We start from the raw sequence: 17,835 nt of genomic DNA, 5'->3' as shown, positions 1-17,835 counted from the left end.
GTGTCTGGATTATAGCAGACCGTACTGCTTGAGCTTCTTGCGCAGGGTGCCGCTGTTCAGGCCCAGCATGGTGGATGCCTTGGTCTGGTTGTTGCGGGTGTACTTCATGACCTGCTCAAGCAGGGGCGCTTCCACTTCGGAAAGCACCAGCTGGTATACCTCGGTGACCGGAGCGCCATCCAGTTGGGCGAAGTAGTTTTTCAGGGCCACTTCCACGCTGTCACGCAGGGTGACAGTGTTGCCGCTGCTGTTCACCGTCTGCAACTGATGGATATCATCGTTGGCGGGTGTGCTCAGGTTGTCGTTTGCCAAAGTCTCAGCGCTCATGCTGCGAATACCTCTCCATTTCGTAAGCCTGCAAAGTACTGTTGAATCGCGTCTTTCTGCTCCAGCGCATCGTCGATGGCGTTGAAGCGTTTTCTGAATTGTTTGCCCGGGTCGTGAGACTGCAGGTACCAGCCCACGTGTTTTCTGGCAATGCGCGGCCCCATGGTGTTCCCGTAGAAGGCATGCAGGGCCTGCAGATGCTCGGTCAGGATCTGCTCCACTTCGTCCAGCGGCGGTGCCGGAAGATGCCGGCCGGTTTCCAGAAAATGCAGGATTTCCCGGAAGATCCAGGGGCTGCCCTGGGCGGCACGGCCAATCAGCAAGCCGTCAGCCCCGGTATGACGGAGCACGTCCCGGGCCTTTTCCGGGGAGGTGATATCCCCGTTGGCGAACACCGGAATGGACACCCTGGATTTGACCTCGGCGATGGTGTCGTACTCGGCCTGGCCGTTGTACTTGTCGGCCCGGGTGCGACCGTGTATCGCAATTGCCTGGATGCCGGCGTCCTCTGCCATGCGGGCAATGGTCAGGGCATTGCGATTGTCGCTGTCCCAACCAGTGCGCATCTTCAGGGTAACCGGCACCTCGACGGCCCCTGCCACTGCATGCAGGATGTCGCGTACCAGGGCTTCGTCCTTCATCAGCGCCGAGCCAGCCGCCTTGTTGCACACCTTCTTCGCCGGACAGCCCATGTTGATGTCGATGATCTGGGCGCCAAACTCGGCGTTCTGACGGGCCGCATCGGCCAGCATCTCGGGGTCGCCGCCGGCGATCTGAACCGAGCGGGGCTCGGGTTCGCCCTCGTGGTTGAGGCGACTACGGGACTTGCGCGTATGCCAGAGCTTGCTGTCCGCTATGACCATCTCCGATACCGCCAGACCTGCCCCCAGCCGCCGGCAAAGCAGCCGGAAGGGGCGATCGGTCACACCCGCCATGGGTGCGACAATCAGCGGGTTGGGCAGGGTGTACGGCCCGATTTTTGCCGTTGGCAGCATGATCTGAGTCCGTGTCACAGCGGATTAAGCCAGAGTCGGAGTTGAACGGTTGCTCAGAAAATAACCGATCATGCCTCCGAAGGGCGGTAATGATACCGCCGGGGGCACGTTGATTGAAGGGGCCTGGGGGCGAAAAAACTGATTATTTTTCGCGCTGTCTGGTTGACTTTTGTGCGTCGAGCTGGCCCCGGTGCGCTGTAGCGGAACCCGTGTTTCCTGATGCCGGTGCCGGCGTACGCCGGTGTCAGGGCGCGTAAGGGCGGAACAGAATGTTGTAATTGACCGCATCGCGACCAGGGTCACGGATGTTGATGGCGATGCGCACCGGTGTTTCCGGGGGCATAGTCTCGAGCTCCTTGCCCTCGCCGGCGAGGTACTCCTCCGGGGTGAACAGGCTCTGGGCCACAACGTCGCCATTGAGGTTGGAGAAGGTGAGGGCAATGGCCGGGAATGGCTGCTCGAAGTCGGCCCGGTTAATGATGACCGCGTCTACCACCAGCTGCGAGCGGTTGTCCGGATTGGTACGCACCACCAGCTTGCGGCTCTGGATGGCATCAACATCGATCAGGGGCTTGAGTTCGCAGCCCGCCAGTTCGCAGCCCTTCTCGTAGAAGGGGCGAAGTTCGGGGATGGCCGACAGCCGATCAAACTGGAACCAGGTCACCTGTGCCACCAGGACCCCGACCAGGGCGAGTACAATCAGGCTCCAGATAACGGTGCGCAGGCTGCCTCCCCTGCCGCTGTCGACGGCCACGGGTTCCCGGCGGAGATCCCGGAAGGGCGGATCGGCCCGGAAGCTGTCTTCTTGCCGTTCCGGTGTCTCGAATTCGATGGCGGCATCGCTACCCGAACCCTCTGGCGAAGAAGTCGCAGCGGTTGTCAGCGAGGGCTTTGTGGCCGGCGAGCTCTGGTAGGTGGGTTCTTCTTCCAGGCTCAATTCGGCACCGATGTCCGGACTCGGTTCGGGCTTCGCGGGAGCCTCCGGTTCCGGTTCCGGTTCCGGCTCTGGATCGGGTCTGGCTTTCTTCGCTGTCGTGGTTGACGGCTTGCGGGGCTCCGGTTCGTCGTCGAGAATCGCTTCCGCCCAGCTTTCATCCACCGGTTGCTCGGAGTGGTCGTCCTCAACGTCCTTGTAGTCGCTCTGGTCGCGCTCGTCGAAGCTGCGGAAGCTGTCGCTGAGCTCGTCGTCGGAAAAGGTCAGTTTGCTGCCGGCGTATCGGCCCTCTGCGGCGTCTTCCTCCGGGTTGTCCGCAAAGACGAAGTCTTCCTCGCTGGCGCCGGATGAGGCCGATGCCGTATCAGAGGGGCGGGACGGGGTTGACGAAGGACGATTGACGGCGGAACTTCCCGGCATGATCTGGTGCTCGATGGCGTTGAACACGTTCATGCAGTTGCCGCAGCGCACTTTGCCCTTGGCAACGCCAAGCTGCTCCTCGGTGACCCGGAAGCGGGTCTGGCATTTGGGGCACTGTGTCTGCAGGCTGCTCTGGGTCATGCTTCTTCCTGAAAGCGACGGGGCTACGACTGTCGGAGTTTAGTCGTTACGACCGGGTTCGTCATCTGTCGATGCGCCGTCCTGTGAGGCGTATCCACTCTTCCCTCTGCTCGGGCTCGTCCATCACAAACCAGGGCTCGTAGGCCGCCATCACTTCGCGGGCCTGGGTGGACAGTATGCCGGACAGAACCAGGGCGCCACCGGGCCGCGTGCGGGCCGCCAGGTGCGGCGCCAGGCCGATCAGCGGTTGCGCCAGGATGTTGGCGAGCATGATGTCGGCGCAGGTGTCCGGTTCGTTATCGGGCAGGTAGAGGTCCAGCCGCTGCTCGTCGATGTCGTTGCGACGGGCATTCTCACGGCTGGCCTCCAGGGCCTGGGGATCGGTGTCCACGCCCACCACGTGTTCGGCGCCGAGCAGCAGTGCGGCCAGTCCCAGGATGCCGGATCCGCAGCCGTAGTCGATGACCTGTTTGCCCAGGACGTCCTGCCCGTCAAGCCATTCCAGGCACAGGGCGGTGGTGGGATGGGTGCCAGTACCGAAGGCCAGCCCGGGGTCGAGCATAAGGTTGGCCGCCTTGGGATCGGGCGCCTGATGCCAGCTGGGTACGATCCAGAGCCGGTCGCCAAATCTCAAGGGCTGGAAGTCGTCCATCCAAGCCCGTTCCCAGTCTTTGTCCTCCACCAGGCTTACCTCGATTTCAGGCAGGTCCTGCTGGGTTCTCTGGTGCCAGGCATCGCGGATGTCGGCGCACAGCTGCTCAACGTCCCGGTCGGAGTCAAAGAGGCCGGTCACGGTGGTCTGGCTCCACAGGGGTGTGGTGCCGGGGTCGGGTTCGTACAGGGGCTGGTCGGCGGCGTCCTCCATGGAGACGGCGTCCGAGCCCATCTCCATGAGCAGATCCTCCAGCTGATCCGCGTTGTCCGGATCAGCCGGGATCTGGAGTTGTATCCAGGGCATGGTTATTCCCGCATCAGTTTCTCGAGGTAGTGGATGGTGAAGTCTACCGTTTTAAAGCCACCATCGCGTACCAGTTTCCGATGCAGGGACTGGTTGGTCTTGATGCCCTCGACGACGAGCTCGTCCAGCGCGTTCTTCATCCGGCGCCGGGCAATATCCCGGTCGTCGCCCCAGGTGATCAGCTTGGCCACCAGGGAGTCGTAGTAGGGCGGTACCGTGTAGCCGCTGTACAGATGGGAATCCACCCGCACGCCATTGCCACCCGGCGCATGGAAATGCTTGACCTTGCCGGGGCTGGGAACGAAGGTCTTCGGGTCCTCGGCGTTGATCCGGCATTCCATGGCGTGCCCGGAAATGCGGATATCATCCTGGGTGTACTGCAGGGGCAGACCACTGGCAATGCGCAACTGCTCGCGCACGATGTCCACGCCGGTCACCATTTCCGACACCGGATGCTCCACCTGGACCCGGGTGTTCATTTCAATAAAGTAGAATTCTCCATCCTGGTACAGGAACTCGAACGTACCGGCGCCCACGTAGCCGATTTCCTTGCAGGCATCCACGCAGGCCTTGAGGGTGCGTTCCCGGGATTCCGGGTTGACGTTGGGCGCGGGCGCCTCCTCAATAACCTTTTGGTTGCGACGCTGCATCGAACAGTCACGGTCGCCCAGGTGGATGCAGTTGCCGTGCATGTCGGCCAGCACCTGCACTTCCACATGCCGGGGCGCTTCCAGGAATTTCTCGAGGTACACGGTGGGGTCGCCAAAGGCGTTGCGGGCCTCGCTCTGGGTAATCTGCACGCCCTTGAGCAGGGCCGCTTCCGAATGCACCACCTGCATGCCCCGGCCGCCCCCACCAGAGGCCGCCTTGATCATCACCGGATAACCGATTTCCCGGGCGATGCGCAGGGTGCGTTCCTCGTCATCATTCAGGGGGCCGTCGGACCCGGGCACCGTGGGCACGCCCGCCTTGATCATGGCGTTGATGGCCGACACCTTGTTGCCCATCAGGCGGATGGTTTCGGCCTTGGGGCCGATGAAGCGGAATCCGCTCTTCTCAACCTGCTCGGCAAAGTCGGCGTTCTCGGCCAGGAACCCGTAGCCGGGGTGGATGCCCACGGCGTCGGTCACTTCGGCCGCGCTGATAATGGTTGGAATATTCAGGTAGCTGTCGGTCGCACTGTTGGGGCCAATGCAGACAGACTCGTCGGCGAGCCGCACGTGCATCAGATCGCGGTCGACCTGGGAATGCACCGCCACGGTCTTGATGCCCAGCTCCTTGCAGGCGCGCAGAATCCGGAGGGCAATTTCACCCCGGTTTGCGATCAGAACTTTCTCTAACATGGCCATGGGTTGCTATCACCGCGTTCAGGAAATGACGACCAGGGGCTGGTCAAACTCTACCGGTTGGCCATTCTCGACCAGGATCTCGGTAATGGTGCCGCTCTTGTCGGCCTCGATCTGGTTCATCATCTTCATGGCTTCAACGATGCAGATGACGTCACCCACGTTCACGCTCTGGCCGACTTCCACGAACGCCTTGGCCGTGGGTGAGGGCGAGCGGTAGAAAGTGCCGACCATCGGCGATTTGACGGTGTGGCCGGAAGGTGCGGCCGGTGCCGAGGATTCCTCGGATGCCTGTGCGGAGCCACCCTGGGCCGGCGCGGGCTGGGGTGCCGGCGCGGGCGCCGGGTAATGGCTCACGTATTGGGTGCCTGCGGCGGGTTCGCGGCGACGAGAGATACGTACCGAATCGTCGGCTTCGTGAATCTCCAGCTCCTCGACGTCGGATTCCTCGAGCAGCTCGATCAGTTTCTTGATTTTGCGAATATCCATAGTCAGTCCAGTCCCGTGTGTCAGTTCTATCGGTGAATGCGTGTCAGGGCGGCCTTGAGGGCGAGATCGTACCCCTGGCTGCCCAACCCACAGATAACGCCTTCGGCGATATCCGAGAAATAGGAGTGATGGCGGAAGGGTTCCCGCGCATGCACGTTGGAAAGGTGCACCTCGATGAAGGGGATGCCGGCGGCCAGCATGGCATCCCTGAGTGCAACGCTGGTGTGGGTGAAGGCGGCCGGATTGATGATGATGAAATCCACGCCTTCCGCACGGGCTTCGTGCACCCGCTCGATCAGCTCGTACTCCGCATTCGACTGCAGGTGCAGCAGGTGGTGACCGTGCTCGGCCGCCACTGAGCGCAGGCGGTCGTCGATGTCAGCCAGGGTCTCGTAGCCATAGACCTCTGGCTCGCGGCTGCCGAGCATGTTGAGGTTGGGGCCATGGAGTACGAGAATTGTCGACATGGTGCTGGCTGCCTTGGTGTCTTTTTACAGGATCGCCGAATTTAACGGCATGTTCACCCAATGGTGCGTGCTTATATCCCTCAGATCAACACTTTTTGACATTCGTCCGTGTTGTCCATTGGTCGTAAAAAGACGGCAAATGAATCGAAACCGGACCTTTTTGCTGATGACAGGAATTGTCGTCAACGATGGCCGGAACTTCCATACGACGTTGGTTTCATAAAGCCGGGGCCGGGGCGGTCAGGCACCGCACCCCGGCTGGCTGGTGTCGGGACAAGGGGGGGGCTGGCTGCCGAACTCAGGTCTCGGCCAGGGTAACGCAGTTGCGACCGTGTTCCTTGGAGGCGTAGAGGGCGCGGTCGGCCCGCTCGCACAGGGCCTGGGACGTTTCGTTGTTCCAGGCCGCAATGCCACAGCTGAAGGTCACGTTGAACTCCCGATCGCCGGCCGGCTGCTGCAGCTCCGAAAACCGCTCCCGGATCTCGTTGAGCACGTTGCGGGCATCGCTCGGGCGGGTATTGGGCAGGATGATGGCAAATTCCTCGCCGCCGTACCGGCCGATGTGATCGGTCTTGCGCAGCCGCTGCTTGAGAAACATCGACAGGCTTCTGAGGACGCGGTCGCCAATCGGGTGACCGAAGGTGTCGTTTACCTTCTTGAAGTAGTCAATGTCGATCATGGCGAAGCACAGCGGCTGGTCTTTCTGACGGGCCCGGACAATCTCTTGGTCCAGCAGGTGCAGGGTGTGAGTGTGATTGAACAGGCCGGTCAGGCTGTCACGGATCATCAGGGCCAGAAGCGAGCGCGCCCGACGGCCACGGTTGTGGATGGTGGCAATCAGGTGTTTCGGGTCGATGGGCTTGGTCAGGAAGTCATCACCGCCGAGGCTCATGGCATGCAACTGCTTGGTGACGTCCTCTTCCGCCGAGAGGTAGATGATGGGCACGCTGTGGAAGCGGTCCTGCTGACGGATGACCCGGGCAATCTCCATGCCGGTGCACCCGGGCATGTACATGTCGAGAATGATGATCTCCGGCGAGAATTCTTCCAGGGCATGGATGATCTGCATGGGGTCGGTGATGATGTGGGCGGTCATGCCCGCCTTCTTCAGCACTGTCTCCATGTACTTGGCCTGAGCCCGGGAGTCGTCCAGCACCAGTACCCGGTAAGGTTCGACGGTGTTGCCGTGGGTGTAGGTCTCGATTTTCTCGATCAATTGCCCGGGGTCTACAGCCGGGTAGAAAAACTCCTCGCCGCCGCATCGCGAGGCGCGCAGGCGGGTCTCGATGGAACCATCCTCGTCACTCATGAAAATGATGGGAATGGGCGTGTCGTGGCGTTCCTGAAGCGTCTCGATGGTGGCGATGCCGGCGTTGGTTTCGCCGGTGAAATTGACATCCACCAGGATGGTTTCGGGTTTATGCAGGGCGCAGGCCTCGTTCAGTTCCGATGCGCTGGCAAACGCTGAGGCGCGAAAGCCAAAGAACTCCAATTGACGGATGAGGCGGCCGGCCATCTCCTGGTTGGCCAGGGCAATGTACACCGGGGTGCGACGGAACTGATGTGGGGCTTCGGTACTGTTCAGGTCGGTGCGGCGCAGGGTACTGTGGGACAGGCTCTCAATGGCATCCTGCAGCTGTCGGGCAAGGGCATCGTCCAGTGGCGTTCCCGGCTCCCACCGGTTGGTCAGTTCCCGGAGCGATTCGCCGGCCTGGGCGTGGCTGGCCATTTCGAACCGCTGGGCGTAGCGTACCAATTTGTCGATGGCTGCAACGAATTCGTTGCGATGGCCGGGGGCGGCGTCCCGGTTTTCATGGATCTTCTGCCAGGTGTCCAGAACAACCCGGGCCTGGGTTGTGACACGGCGTGCGAAATGCTGCCTGAGTTTTTCCTTCTGGCTTTCGTCGTTCATGCTGCTCCGGCCTGTCTCTTTTTTTCGTTTTTGGTGGTCTCGCCCCGGACCACTTTTTCAACCTTAGTCCTTTTGCAGAGTCTATAGTGTTTAATGTTGTCGGCGTAGGTTGCGCTGTGTAAATGTTTGTCAACTCTGAGGTGCAGGTCACAATCGGCCCGCCAGTTGCCGCACGGCCTGTCCGGAGACACCTCCATGGCACGGAAGCAGTTCATCAAGCAACGCAGTCAGCGGGGAGTGGCGACCCTGCGCACCATTCTCCTGGTCCTCACCGGCGCTCTTTTGATCACATTGCTGGCGGCGGTGTTCGTGACCAGCTACGGCTATTTCCGCGATTACGTGTCGGATCAGCTGGCCGGCCATGCCCGTGATGGCGCCACCGCCATCGGTCTGTCGCTCTCCAACGCCATTGACGGTCGCGACCCGGTTGCGGCGGCGTCGCTGATCGATTCGGTGTTCGACAGTGGTCGTTACCTCTCCATCAGCTACCGGAATCACCAGGACGAGCAGATCGCAGGTCGTGCCATGACCCTTCAGAACATAGCGGTGCCGTCCTGGTTCAGGTCACTGGCAGATCTACCGTTGCCGGTGGCTGAGGCAGAGGTGGTCCGGGGCTGGAGCCGGCTGGGCACGGTGCAGGTCATCAGCCACCCGGGCAGGGCCTATCAGGACCTGTGGCGCATTACCGTGGGGCTGACCACCAGCACTGCTATCATCGGCGGCCTGGGACTGTTCGCGGTGTTCCTGCTGTTGCGAAGAACCCTGCAACCTCTGCTGGCACTGGAAGACCAGGCCAGGGCCCTTGGTCAGCGAGACTTCCGGAAGCGGGTGTCGGTGACCTCCACCCGGGAGATCAATCAGGTTACCGAGGCCATGAACCGGATGGCCGACGATCTCGGCCAGCTCTTTGAAGGGCAGGCCAAACTGATCCAGCACCTGCGCCGGGTCAACAACGAGGATGCGGTGACCGGTCTGGCCAGCCGCAGTGCATTCGATCAGCGCCTCAAGGTGGAAGTGGAATCCGAGGAGAAGGCGGCGCCGGGGGTGTTGATCCTGATCCAGCTGGCGGACTTTGCCGGTTACAATCAGGCGTACGGTCGTAACGACGCCGACCGCCTGTTGCTGCGGGTGGCGAGCGTCGTGTCGGACTTCGTGAACCAGCATGCAGGCGCCTTTGCCGGGCGCCGCACCGGCGCCGAGTTTGCGATTTTTCTTCCCGGTGTGATGGCGGCCGATGCCGGCGTCTGGTGCCGGCAGCTGGTTGCGGACCTCGACGGTGTATACGCCGACCTGGCGTCACCCATCGATACCGCAGTTCATGCCGGCCTGGCAAAAACGCTGGAAGGGCGGGGCGCCAGGGAATTGATGGCGGCCGCCGACGAGGCCCTGCGAACCGCCCAGAACCGGAACGGCAGTGGCTGTCATCTGGCGGACCCCGAGCGGGACGGCCACCACAACCTCGAAACCTGGCGAGTCATCATCAGCCAGGCTATACGCCAGAGGACGCTGGCACTCTGGCTACAGCCCATGGTGAATGAGGGTCGGCTGATGCCGGTTTACCATCAGGTGTTCTCCCGGATCGATTCGGCGGAGGGGGCATTGAAGGCGGGTACCTTTGTGCCGCTGGCCGAGCGTTTTGGTCTGATTGCCGATCTCGATCGCCTGCTCATTGAACGGGTACTGGAACGGCTGCGTACCTTTCCGGACCAGCCATTGGCCATCACTCTCGGCAATGCCTCGGTGGCCAGCGAGAGCTTCCGCTCGGATCTGCTGGCGCAACTGGACCAGGCGGGCCAGCTTGCAGGCAACCTCTGGATTGGCATCTCTGAACAGACCATTCATCACCACCGCACGGCGGCGGGCCTGCTGGTGCGTGCGCTGGGGCGCCGGGGTGTTCCGGTGCTTGTGGACCGCTTCGGCGTGGGCGGCGTGCCCTTCAGCTACCTTAGAAATCTGAGGTTTCAGGGGTTGCGTATCGATAACAGCTTCATTCACGACATCGACACCCACGAGGACAACCGCTTTTACGTGGAGTCGGTGCTGGCGATTGCCCACAGTCGCGGTGTGAAGGTGTTTGCCACGGGAGTGGAAACGGCGGCCGAATACTCTGTACTCTGTCAGCTGGGTATTGACGGGGCCATGGGGTACCATCTGGGTCGACCGTTTGCCGCTGATAACCAACAGACAGGGGATTGAGTGCTCTATGCCAGGCAGAATCAGACAGTATTTCAGGGACAGGAAAGAGGATGTGCAGGATTACGCCGGCGGCAGTAGCGTCATCGGCAAACTGATCCTGGCCGTGGTTGGCGTGTACCTGCTGGTAGCGGTGGTTCTCGGGATGTACTGGAGCAGTGAGCCCGATACCTTCTCGGTGCGTGAACACACCCGGTCGGTGGCAAACGCCATGGAGCGGGAGCCGATTACCGGTTTTGCCACCACCACGACTATGATTCGCATCGCCGAAACCCTGCTGGAGAAACCCGGCGGCTACCTCTCCAATGACATCTTCCCGCCGGGCGTCTGGCTCGACAACATTCCCAACTGGGAGTACGGCGTCCTGGTTCAGTTGCGGGACCTCTCACGTGCCATGCGGCGGGATATCGCGCGGTCCCAGAGCCAGTCTGCCGAAGATCCGGACCTGGTGATCGCAGAACCCCAGTTCCACTTCGACAGCGAAAGCTGGGCCATTCCGTCCACCGAGGCCGAGTACCGCCGTGGCATTGAGGCGCTCAGGCGTTATCTGAACCGGCTCAGCGCGCCCGAGCAGGCCAACGCCCAGTTCTTTGCTCGCGCCGATAACCTGAACAGCTGGCTGGCAGATCTCGAGACCCGTCTCGGTAGCCTTTCCAGAAACCTGGGCGAAAGCGTGGGCAAGGCCTCGGTTTCAGACGCGGTGGCCAACGTGGAAGAAGGTAATCCGCTTGCCGAGGAAACCGGCGCCAATGAAGTGCAGACTCCCTGGACCAAAGTGGACGACGTTTTTTATGAGGCCCGTGGCAGCGCCTGGGCGCTGCTGCATATCTTCCGGGCGATCGAAGTGGATTTCCGCAAGGTGCTGCAGGACAAGAACGCCATGGCCAGCCTTAAGCAGATCATCATCGAGCTCGAGGGAACCCAGGGCGAGATGTGGAGCCCGGTCATCCTGAACGGCAGTGGCTTTGGCGTATTGGCCAACCACTCCCTGACGATGGCGGCTTACTTGTCCCGGGCCAACGCGGCCATCAGCGATATGCGGGATTTGCTGTCGCGGGGCTGATTGGCCTGCGGGAGACATAAAAAAAACCGGGCTGCTGCCCGGTTTTTTTGTATTCGGAGGCGGCGATTAGCCCTTGTAGTTGTTGATGGAATCAACAATGGCCTTGCGCGCCGCGTCCGCGTTATCCCAACCCTGCACCTTCACCCACTTGCCGGGCTCCAGGGTCTTGTAGTTCTCGAAAAAGTGCTTGATCTGGTCGCGCAGCAGTTCCGGCAGATCGTCAATGTCCTTCACGTCGTGGTAGGTGGTGGTCAGCTTGTCGTGAGGCACTGCCACCAGCTTGGCGTCGCCGCCTGCTTCGTCTTCCATTTTCAGCACACCCACAGGGCGGCAGCGAATCACGGAGCCGGCCTGTACCGGGTAGGGGGTAACCACCAGCACGTCCAGGGGGTCGCCGTCGTCGGCCAGGGTGTGCGGGATGAAGCCGTAGTTTGCCGGGTAGAACATGGGCGTGGCCATGAACCGGTCAACCAGCAGGGCGCCCATGTCTTTATCGAGCTCGTACTTCACCGGCGAGCTGTTGGCCGGGATTTCGATGGCAACGTAGATGTCTTCAGGCGGGTTCTTGCCTGCGGGGATGTTGTCGAATTGCATGTGCGATCCTTCCTGGTACGTTCAAGGTACGTTTAACTGCGATTAAAAAGTGGGCGCAATTATACGGAAGTCTCCTGCGGTTCGAAACTAAACCTTGGTCGCTGGTTTTTTTGCCGGTTGTGTCGGGCTTTGGTGTACGCGGGAATCTGGCGTGACCTTCCGAAAAACGCCCGTGAATACATCCCTGTAGGGCTCGGTCGCGCCATCCCTGGCGCTCCACGTTTTCGGAAGGTCACGCCAGATTCCCGCCCGAACCTTTGAGAAAAGCCGTCGAAGTAAGTCCGAAACAAAGAACGCGGTATTCAACATGAGGACTGCACAGTGTTCGAACGGGGCGTGTCAGTGGCTGTTCCAAAACTGTAGAGGGCCATGGATGGCCCGAAACAAGCGCACATGGACGTGCTCGTAGCGTGTTTTGGAACAGCCTCTGACATGCCCCGCCACCAAAACTCGGCAGGCTGGGTCAGGACAAGAGGGCGATCACGTAAACCGCAACTCAGAGCTTGATCTGCTTGGCAATGAGTTCCTTCATGATCTCGGTGGTACCGCCGCCAATCGAGAGAATCTTGGCGTCCCGATACAGGCGCTCGACCACGGTTTCCCGCATGTAGCCCATGCCACCGAACAGCTGCACCGCCTCCCGGGTGACCTTCTCGCAGACATCCACCGAAAAGTTCTTGGCCATCGCCACCTCCTTGATCGGGTTCTTGCCGGCCTGCATCAGGGCCGCGCAGCGGTAGGTGTATTCCCGGGCAACGTCGATCTGGGTGGCCATGTCCACCAGCTTGTGGCGGGTGACCTGAAAGCCGGCGATGGAGCGGCCGAAGGCTTGCCGCTGACGGGTGTGCTCCAGGGCCGCCTCGTAGGCCAGTTGCGCGGTCATGTATGCCATGATCGACAGGCTGAGTCGTTCAAACAGGAAGTTGCTCATGATGGCGATGAAGCCGGCGTTCTCGGCGCCGATCAGGCGATCTGCGGGTACCCGGCAGTCCTCAAAGAACAGCTCGGCGGTGTCGCTGGCCCACCAGCCCATTTTGCGCAGTTTCCTGCCGGTGGAGAATCCAGGCATGTCCCGGTCAATCAGCAGCAGGCTGATGCCGCCGTGGCCCTCGCCACCGGTGCGTACCGCCACCGTGTAGTGGTCGGCGCGAAGGCCGCTGGTGATGAAGGTTTTGCTGCCGTTCACGATGTAGTGGTCGCCGTCGCGCACCGCGCGGGTCTTGAGGTTGGCGACGTCCGAGCCGCCTCCCGGTTCGGTTACCGCCAGCGCGGCAATTTTCTCGCCCCGCAGTACCGGCGGAACGATTCTTTCGCGGACTTCCGGTTTTGCCCATTTGGCCACAGGAGGCAGTCCGATATCCAGGGAGCCGAGGCCGGCAACCAGGCCGCCGGACGTGGAGCGCATAAGCTCCTCGGACACTGCCACTTTCATGAAGATGTCCCCCTCGCCAACCCCGCCCAGCGATTCCGGGAAGCCAATGCCCAGAAGGCCTGTCTCTCCGGCTTTCGCGTAGAGATCCCTGGGGAATTCGCCTGCCTCTTCCCAGTCTTCGATGTGCGGACGCACATGGGTATCGATGAATTTGCGCGCGGTGGCCCGGACCTGCTGGTGGGTTTCGTTGAAATAATCGGACACGGTAAAGCTCCCTGATCGGAATCAATGGGAAGCAGTGTCGCCCATATTCTGAAACCAAGCAAGCGCTTGGTTTTCCGTTTTTCAGGCAATAAAAAAGCTGGCCCATCTGGCCAGCTTTGCTGTGTCCGGTGTTGTTGTGACGATCAGGCGCCCTTACTCTCGATGGTTTTGACACCATCCTTGGTGCCCAGCAGTAGCACATCGGCGCGCCGCCGGGCGAACAGACCGTTGGTGACCACGCCCACCACGTTGTTCAGCTGCTCCTCCACCCGGATCGGCTGGGAAATATCCATGTTGTGCACATCAATGATGATGTTGCCGTTGTCGGTCACCACGCCTTCGCGATACACCGGATCGCCGCCGAGTCTCACGATTTCCCGGCCTACGTGGCTGCGGGCCATGGGAATGACTTCCACCGGCAGGGGGAATGCTCCCAGGATACCCACCATCTTGGACTCGTCGGCAATGCAGATAAAGGTCTTGGCGACGGCGGCCACGATTTTCTCGCGGGTCAGTGCGGCACCGCCGCCCTTGATCAACTCCAGGCGTTCGTTGGTTTCGTCGGCACCGTCCACATAGAACTCCAGTTCACCGGCGCTGTTGAGATCGTAGACCGGGATGCCGTGACTTTTCAGGCGTTCTGCGGTGGCTTCGGAGCTGGCAACGGCGCCATCGAATTCGGTTTTCAGGTCGGCCAGCATGTCGATGAAGAAGTTGGCGGTGCTCCCGGTACCGACACCGATCACGCTCTCGCTGTTGAGGCGGGGGGTGATGTAATCAATGGCGGCCTTGGCGACGGCTTTTTTCAGTTCGTCCTGGGTCATCTGGGGCTCCGGCGGTAAAACAGAATGGATTTGCCGGCATTATAGCGTCTTGTGCGGGTCTGCTTATAGACGGCCCCCGTGCAAAGTTTCTACACTGTGGGTTTTTCCCAGCCGGGCCGCTGAATCAACCCGCCACCAACCAACAGAAGCCGGAACTGCTATGCCGCAACGCTACATCAAGAAGATTCTCGATGCGCGCGTCTATGACGTGGCCATCGAAACACCCCTCACTGAAGCCCGCAGTCTGTCCAAGCGCTTTGGCAACAATATTATGCTCAAGCGGGAAGACCTTCAGCCGGTGTTTTCCTTCAAGATTCGTGGCGCCTACAACCGGATTGCGCAGCTTTCCGAGGAACAGAAGGCCAAGGGCGTTATCTGCGCGTCGGCCGGCAACCATGCCCAGGGCGTGGCCCTGGCGGCCAAGAACCTGGGCATCAAGGCGGTGATTGTGATGCCCCAGACCACGCCCGAGATCAAGGTGCGCTCGGTGCGTGATCACGGTGCCCGGGTGGTTCTCAAGGGTGATGCCTTTGATGAAGCGGCCGCCCACGCCCAGGATCTGATCAAGAAACACGGCTACACCTATATCCCCCCGTACGATGATCCAGACGTGATTGCCGGCCAGGGCACGGTGGCCATGGAGATCCTGTGGCAGTTCAGCAAGCCGATTCATGCCATTTTCATCTGCGTGGGCGGCGGCGGCCTGATCGCCGGCATGGCCGCCTACATCAAGTACCTGCGCCCGGAAATCAAGGTGATTGGCGTGGAGCCGGAGGATTCCAACTGCCTGCAGGCGGCCATGAAGGCGGGCAAGCGGGTGGTGCTGGATGAAGTGGGCATCTTCGCCGACGGCGTGGCGGTCAAACAGATCGGCAAGCACCCGTGGGAGATCTGCAAGGACTATGTGGACGAAGTGATCACCGTGTCCACGGATGAAATCTGCGCCGCCATCAAGGATGTGTTCGAGGATACCCGCTCCATTGCCGAGCCCGCCGGGGCCCTGGGCGTGGCGGGCATCAAGAAGTACATCGAGCGTGAGAAGATCGAGGGCGAAAACCTGGTGGCTACCCTGAGCGGTGCCAACATGAACTTCGACCGCCTGCGTTATATCTCCGAGCGCACCGAGGTGGGTGAGAAACGTGAAGCGATCCTGGCGGTAACCATTCCGGAGAAGCCGGGCGCTTTCAAGACCTTCATCAATGCCCTGCACAAGCGCAGCATTACCGAGTTCAACTACCGCTACGCCGATGCCACCAACGCCACCATTTTCGTGGGGATCCAGATCGCCGCCGGCGGCCATGGCCGGGAGGATCTCGTGCAGGAGCTTCGGGAAAACGGGTACTCAGTGGTGGATCTCACCGACAGCGATCTGGCCAAGCAGCACATTCGCCACATGGTGGGCGGCCACGCGCCGACCATTACTAACGAGAAGGTGTTCCAGTTCGAGTTTCCGGAGCGCCCGGGGGCACTGCTGAAATTCTTGATGTCACTGGGCACCCGCTGGAACATTTCCATGTTCCACTACCGGAACCACGGTGCAGCCTACAGCCGGGTGCTGCTGGGTGCACAGGTGGAAGACGATGAAGTGCAGGACTTCGAGAAGATGCTCGACAAGGTCGGTTTCCGCTATGAAAACATGACGGATAACGAGGCCTATCAGCTGTTTCTTGGGCAGGGTAACGCGCGTTCAAGTTAACTCTGGGTAGGTCAGGGTCTGGCAGGGCTTTCCAAAACTGTGCGGAGCCATGGATGGCGGAGCCAAGCGTACAGGGATGTATCCACAGCGTGTTTTGGAAAGCCCTGCCAGACCCTGGCCGGTCCCCCCACTTCAAAGCTTACTGAATTTTAATCTGTCAAAAATTGTAAAAGTTCAATTAGGTGTTAGTCTTTCTTCTGATTCTTGAAGTCAAGAATAGCTCACTGATTTTCCGACGTTTTCAACATCGCATTTTGAGGAACTGAAGCCATGGGCGGCAAGCCTGACATCATCAAAGCCATTGTGCTGATTTTCGCCATCGGCCTTGTGATTACCGGTTTCACTTCCATCCACGCCTCTGAAGACAACGGCCCCCGGGCCAGTACCCTTGTGGGTGCCGCTCAGGTAGCGAGCCCACCTCTGAACCGGTAACGCTGTTTATCGGTAACCACGCTGTGTAACGGCACATCCCAGGGCTCGATGGGCAGCTTGTCCACTTTCTGAAAGTCATGGGCCAGGCCGATCAGCTTGGGCGCCAGACTTGGCCGTAACCGGCTGAAAGCAAAGGTACGGTCGTAGAAGCCGCCGCCCATGCCCAGTCTGCCTCCGTGTTCGTCAAAACCCACCAATGGAAACAGAACCGCATCCAGTGCCCAGACCGGGCGCCGAAGACCTTTGCTGAAGGCAGGCTCGGGAATGCCGAAGCGGTTGGCGGTCAGCTCCACGCCATCGTAATAGGGGCTGAACACCAGTCGACCCTCATGGATCGGGTGCAATACTGGCAGATAGAAACGGACACCCTTGCGCCGTGCGATGTCCAGATACACGTGGGGATCAATCTCGCCGTCGTTGGGGAGGTAGATGGCCACGTGCCGCGCGCGATGCAGGTCCGGATTCTTCAGCAGGTTCAGGGCGAGGTTCTCGGCGGCCTGCTGCTGTTGTTCAAAACTGAGGGAACGTCGCTGGTGTCGCAGACGCTTGCGCAGCGCGCCCCGCGAAATAGTATCTGGATGGGATTGAAACGGATGGGGCTCGATAAACTGGCTCAAAATAAAGCTTCCCGGGCTGCCGTTATCGGATGTGGCCCTTGAACCCAAAGTTCAAGGTCGGTGGCCGCTGTGACATATTAGGCTTTCCCCTTTCGGGGACGTGCTCACAATGCCCTGAAGTAGCCACCTGGGTAGTGCGCATCGGCTCGAGGACGTATCCGACTATCCCGAACAGCCCAGGAAGTTAGACTCATTATACGGGCAGGTCCGGGGCCGATTGCAACACCTGTCCGGGATTCTCCGGAGGTTACCGGCCGGATCCGTCGCCGAGGGCGCCGCTCAGTTTGCTGTCCATCGCCCGCAGCAGGCTGCTGGTGGCGTCGGACATGGTGTCCCGCTCCAGCAGTTCGTGGGTGATGTTCAGGGCGGCCATGACCGCAATGCGCTCGGTGCCGAATACCTTGCCGCTGGAACGGATTTCCCGCATCTTGCTGTCGAGGTGACGGGCTGCACGAAGCAGCGCTTCCTGTTCTTCCTCGGGGCAGGCGACCAGGTATTCCTTGTCGAGGATTTTCACCTCAACCGTGGTGGATTGCTGTGCCATCAATGATGCTCCAGGGCCCGAAGGCGGCTGATCATGGCTTCGATCTTGTGCTTCGCGTGATCGTTCTTCTGCATCAGCTGGGCCCGTTCCCGGTTCCAGTCGTCCTGCAGTTCCCGCAAAGTTGCGTTGTCCCGCTCGAGTTTCTGACAGCGTTCAATCAGCCTGTCCAGCTTGTCCGCTAATGCCTGTACTTCGGACTGTTCCATGACGTGCCCAGCAGTGGTTTGAAAGAGTTGTAACCAACTAT

The 17,835-nt window shown here is 60.6% G+C and carries 18 protein-coding genes and 1 other RNA gene; 4 read left to right on the top strand and 15 right to left on the bottom strand.

Annotated features, from left to right (window positions below):
* Positions 1 to 9: 9 nt before the first annotated feature.
* The 8 genes from fis to AC0J1C_RS15380 all read right to left on the bottom strand — a co-directional run bounded on the left by fis (position 10) and on the right by AC0J1C_RS15380 (position 7,989).
* Positions 10 to 327 carry a DNA-binding transcriptional regulator Fis gene (fis, locus tag AC0J1C_RS15415; protein WP_473044666.1) on the bottom strand — a complete coding sequence of 106 codons (318 nt, stop codon included), beginning with the start codon at positions 325 to 327 and terminating at the stop codon, positions 10 to 12.
* Complete coding sequence (dusB, locus tag AC0J1C_RS15410) at positions 324 to 1,322, bottom strand: tRNA dihydrouridine synthase DusB (protein ID WP_091988124.1); 999 nt, start codon at positions 1,320 to 1,322, stop codon at positions 324 to 326. Before dusB ends, fis begins: the two co-directional genes overlap by 4 nt.
* Before the next feature lie 244 nt (positions 1,323 to 1,566).
* A complete protein-coding gene (locus tag AC0J1C_RS15405) occupies positions 1,567 to 2,817 on the bottom strand; it encodes a DUF3426 domain-containing protein (protein WP_473044664.1) in 1,251 nt (416 codons plus the stop codon).
* Between the two features lie 61 nt (positions 2,818 to 2,878).
* Positions 2,879 to 3,775 carry a 50S ribosomal protein L11 methyltransferase gene (gene prmA, locus AC0J1C_RS15400; protein ID WP_473044663.1) on the bottom strand — a complete coding sequence of 299 codons (897 nt, stop codon included), beginning with the start codon at positions 3,773 to 3,775 and terminating at the stop codon, positions 2,879 to 2,881.
* Between the two features lie 2 nt (positions 3,776 to 3,777).
* Entirely contained in the window at positions 3,778 to 5,124 is a 1,347-nt protein-coding gene (gene accC, locus AC0J1C_RS15395; protein ID WP_091988115.1) for an acetyl-CoA carboxylase biotin carboxylase subunit, read from the bottom strand.
* Positions 5,125 to 5,142: 18 nt separating this feature from the next.
* Complete coding sequence (gene accB, locus AC0J1C_RS15390; RefSeq protein WP_473044661.1) at positions 5,143 to 5,610, bottom strand: acetyl-CoA carboxylase biotin carboxyl carrier protein; 468 nt, start codon at positions 5,608 to 5,610, stop codon at positions 5,143 to 5,145.
* 26 nt (positions 5,611 to 5,636) lie between these two features.
* The gene (aroQ, locus tag AC0J1C_RS15385; RefSeq protein ID WP_091988109.1) at positions 5,637 to 6,077 is read right to left on the bottom strand and encodes a type II 3-dehydroquinate dehydratase; all 441 of its coding nucleotides are present in this window, start codon (positions 6,075 to 6,077) and stop codon (positions 5,637 to 5,639) included.
* Positions 6,078 to 6,375: 298 nt separating this feature from the next.
* On the bottom strand, positions 6,376 to 7,989 hold the full coding sequence (locus tag AC0J1C_RS15380; RefSeq protein ID WP_473044659.1) for a diguanylate cyclase: 1,614 nt from the start codon (positions 7,987 to 7,989) through the stop codon (positions 6,376 to 6,378).
* A gap of 195 nt (positions 7,990 to 8,184) precedes the next feature.
* Between AC0J1C_RS15380 and AC0J1C_RS15375 the strand changes: the two genes are divergently transcribed.
* Both AC0J1C_RS15375 and AC0J1C_RS15370 read left to right on the top strand, forming a co-directional pair.
* Positions 8,185 to 10,185 carry a bifunctional diguanylate cyclase/phosphodiesterase gene (locus AC0J1C_RS15375; protein WP_473044657.1) on the top strand — a complete coding sequence of 667 codons (2,001 nt, stop codon included), beginning with the start codon at positions 8,185 to 8,187 and terminating at the stop codon, positions 10,183 to 10,185.
* A 7-nt stretch (positions 10,186 to 10,192) separates the two neighbouring features.
* Positions 10,193 to 11,245 (top strand): DUF2333 family protein, encoded by a 1,053-nt coding sequence (locus tag AC0J1C_RS15370; RefSeq protein ID WP_091988100.1) that lies wholly within the window; start codon positions 10,193 to 10,195, stop codon positions 11,243 to 11,245.
* Positions 11,246 to 11,311: 66 nt separating this feature from the next.
* Here the strand turns inward: AC0J1C_RS15370 and ppa are convergent, their stop codons facing one another.
* The 3 genes from ppa to rpiA form a co-directional block, all read right to left on the bottom strand.
* Positions 11,312 to 11,839, bottom strand: coding sequence for an inorganic diphosphatase (gene ppa, locus AC0J1C_RS15365; protein ID WP_473044655.1), 528 nt, complete (start codon positions 11,837 to 11,839; stop codon positions 11,312 to 11,314).
* 496 nt (positions 11,840 to 12,335) lie between these two features.
* Entirely contained in the window at positions 12,336 to 13,475 is a 1,140-nt protein-coding gene (locus AC0J1C_RS15360) for an acyl-CoA dehydrogenase family protein (RefSeq protein ID WP_473044653.1), read from the bottom strand.
* Between the two features lie 143 nt (positions 13,476 to 13,618).
* Entirely contained in the window at positions 13,619 to 14,299 is a 681-nt protein-coding gene (gene rpiA, locus AC0J1C_RS15355; RefSeq protein WP_473044651.1) for a ribose-5-phosphate isomerase RpiA, read from the bottom strand.
* A 160-nt stretch (positions 14,300 to 14,459) separates the two neighbouring features.
* Here rpiA and ilvA point away from each other — a divergent pair, with 160 nt between their 5' ends.
* Entirely contained in the window at positions 14,460 to 15,995 is a 1,536-nt protein-coding gene (gene ilvA, locus AC0J1C_RS15350) for a threonine ammonia-lyase, biosynthetic (protein WP_473044650.1), read from the top strand.
* A gap of 270 nt (positions 15,996 to 16,265) precedes the next feature.
* On the top strand, positions 16,266 to 16,427 hold the full coding sequence (locus AC0J1C_RS15345) for a hypothetical protein (RefSeq protein WP_473044648.1): 162 nt from the start codon (positions 16,266 to 16,268) through the stop codon (positions 16,425 to 16,427).
* Here the strand turns inward: AC0J1C_RS15345 and AC0J1C_RS15340 are convergent.
* From AC0J1C_RS15340 to AC0J1C_RS15325, 4 genes are all read right to left on the bottom strand, one after another.
* A complete protein-coding gene (locus AC0J1C_RS15340; protein ID WP_473044647.1) occupies positions 16,397 to 17,044 on the bottom strand; it encodes a 5-formyltetrahydrofolate cyclo-ligase in 648 nt (215 codons plus the stop codon). The genes AC0J1C_RS15345 and AC0J1C_RS15340 overlap by 31 nt on opposite strands.
* A gap of 4 nt (positions 17,045 to 17,048) precedes the next feature.
* A non-coding RNA gene (ssrS, locus tag AC0J1C_RS15335) (6S RNA) lies at positions 17,049 to 17,230 on the bottom strand.
* Between the two features lie 61 nt (positions 17,231 to 17,291).
* Complete coding sequence (locus tag AC0J1C_RS15330) at positions 17,292 to 17,588, bottom strand: cell division protein ZapA (RefSeq protein WP_473044646.1); 297 nt, start codon at positions 17,586 to 17,588, stop codon at positions 17,292 to 17,294.
* Positions 17,588 to 17,794, bottom strand: a complete 207-nt coding sequence (locus AC0J1C_RS15325) for a TIGR02449 family protein (protein ID WP_091988079.1) — start codon at positions 17,792 to 17,794, stop codon at positions 17,588 to 17,590. The genes AC0J1C_RS15330 and AC0J1C_RS15325 overlap by 1 nt, the downstream gene beginning before the upstream one ends.
* Positions 17,795 to 17,835: the final 41 nt, after the last annotated feature.

The organism is Marinobacter sp. E2, assembly GCF_055755345.1.
This window is presented reverse-complemented; position numbering and strand designations above follow the sequence as displayed.

Bases quoted from the DNA above. Each gene is read 5' to 3' on its own strand.
- fis (WP_473044666.1), bottom strand. From the start codon at position 327: ATGAGCGCTGAGACTTTGGCAAACGACAACCTGAGCACACCCGCCAAC.
- dusB (WP_091988124.1), bottom strand. From the start codon at position 1,322: ATGCTGCCAACGGCAAAAATCGGGCCGTACACCCTGCCCAACCCGCTG.
- AC0J1C_RS15405 (WP_473044664.1), bottom strand. From the start codon at position 2,817: ATGACCCAGAGCAGCCTGCAGACACAGTGCCCCAAATGCCAGACCCGC.
- prmA (WP_473044663.1), bottom strand. From the start codon at position 3,775: ATGCCCTGGATACAACTCCAGATCCCGGCTGATCCGGACAACGCGGAT.
- accC (WP_091988115.1), bottom strand. From the start codon at position 5,124: ATGGCCATGTTAGAGAAAGTTCTGATCGCAAACCGGGGTGAAATTGCC.
- accB (WP_473044661.1), bottom strand. From the start codon at position 5,610: ATGGATATTCGCAAAATCAAGAAACTGATCGAGCTGCTCGAGGAATCC.
- aroQ (WP_091988109.1), bottom strand. From the start codon at position 6,077: ATGTCGACAATTCTCGTACTCCATGGCCCCAACCTCAACATGCTCGGC.
- AC0J1C_RS15380 (WP_473044659.1), bottom strand. From the start codon at position 7,989: ATGAACGACGAAAGCCAGAAGGAAAAACTCAGGCAGCATTTCGCACGC.
- AC0J1C_RS15375 (WP_473044657.1), top strand. From the start codon at position 8,185: ATGGCACGGAAGCAGTTCATCAAGCAACGCAGTCAGCGGGGAGTGGCG.
- AC0J1C_RS15370 (WP_091988100.1), top strand. From the start codon at position 10,193: ATGCCAGGCAGAATCAGACAGTATTTCAGGGACAGGAAAGAGGATGTG.
- ppa (WP_473044655.1), bottom strand. From the start codon at position 11,839: ATGCAATTCGACAACATCCCCGCAGGCAAGAACCCGCCTGAAGACATC.
- rpiA (WP_473044651.1), bottom strand. From the start codon at position 14,299: ATGACCCAGGACGAACTGAAAAAAGCCGTCGCCAAGGCCGCCATTGAT.
- ilvA (WP_473044650.1), top strand. From the start codon at position 14,460: ATGCCGCAACGCTACATCAAGAAGATTCTCGATGCGCGCGTCTATGAC.
- AC0J1C_RS15345 (WP_473044648.1), top strand. From the start codon at position 16,266: ATGGGCGGCAAGCCTGACATCATCAAAGCCATTGTGCTGATTTTCGCC.
- AC0J1C_RS15330 (WP_473044646.1), bottom strand. From the start codon at position 17,588: ATGGCACAGCAATCCACCACGGTTGAGGTGAAAATCCTCGACAAGGAA.
- AC0J1C_RS15325 (WP_091988079.1), bottom strand. From the start codon at position 17,794: ATGGAACAGTCCGAAGTACAGGCATTAGCGGACAAGCTGGACAGGCTG.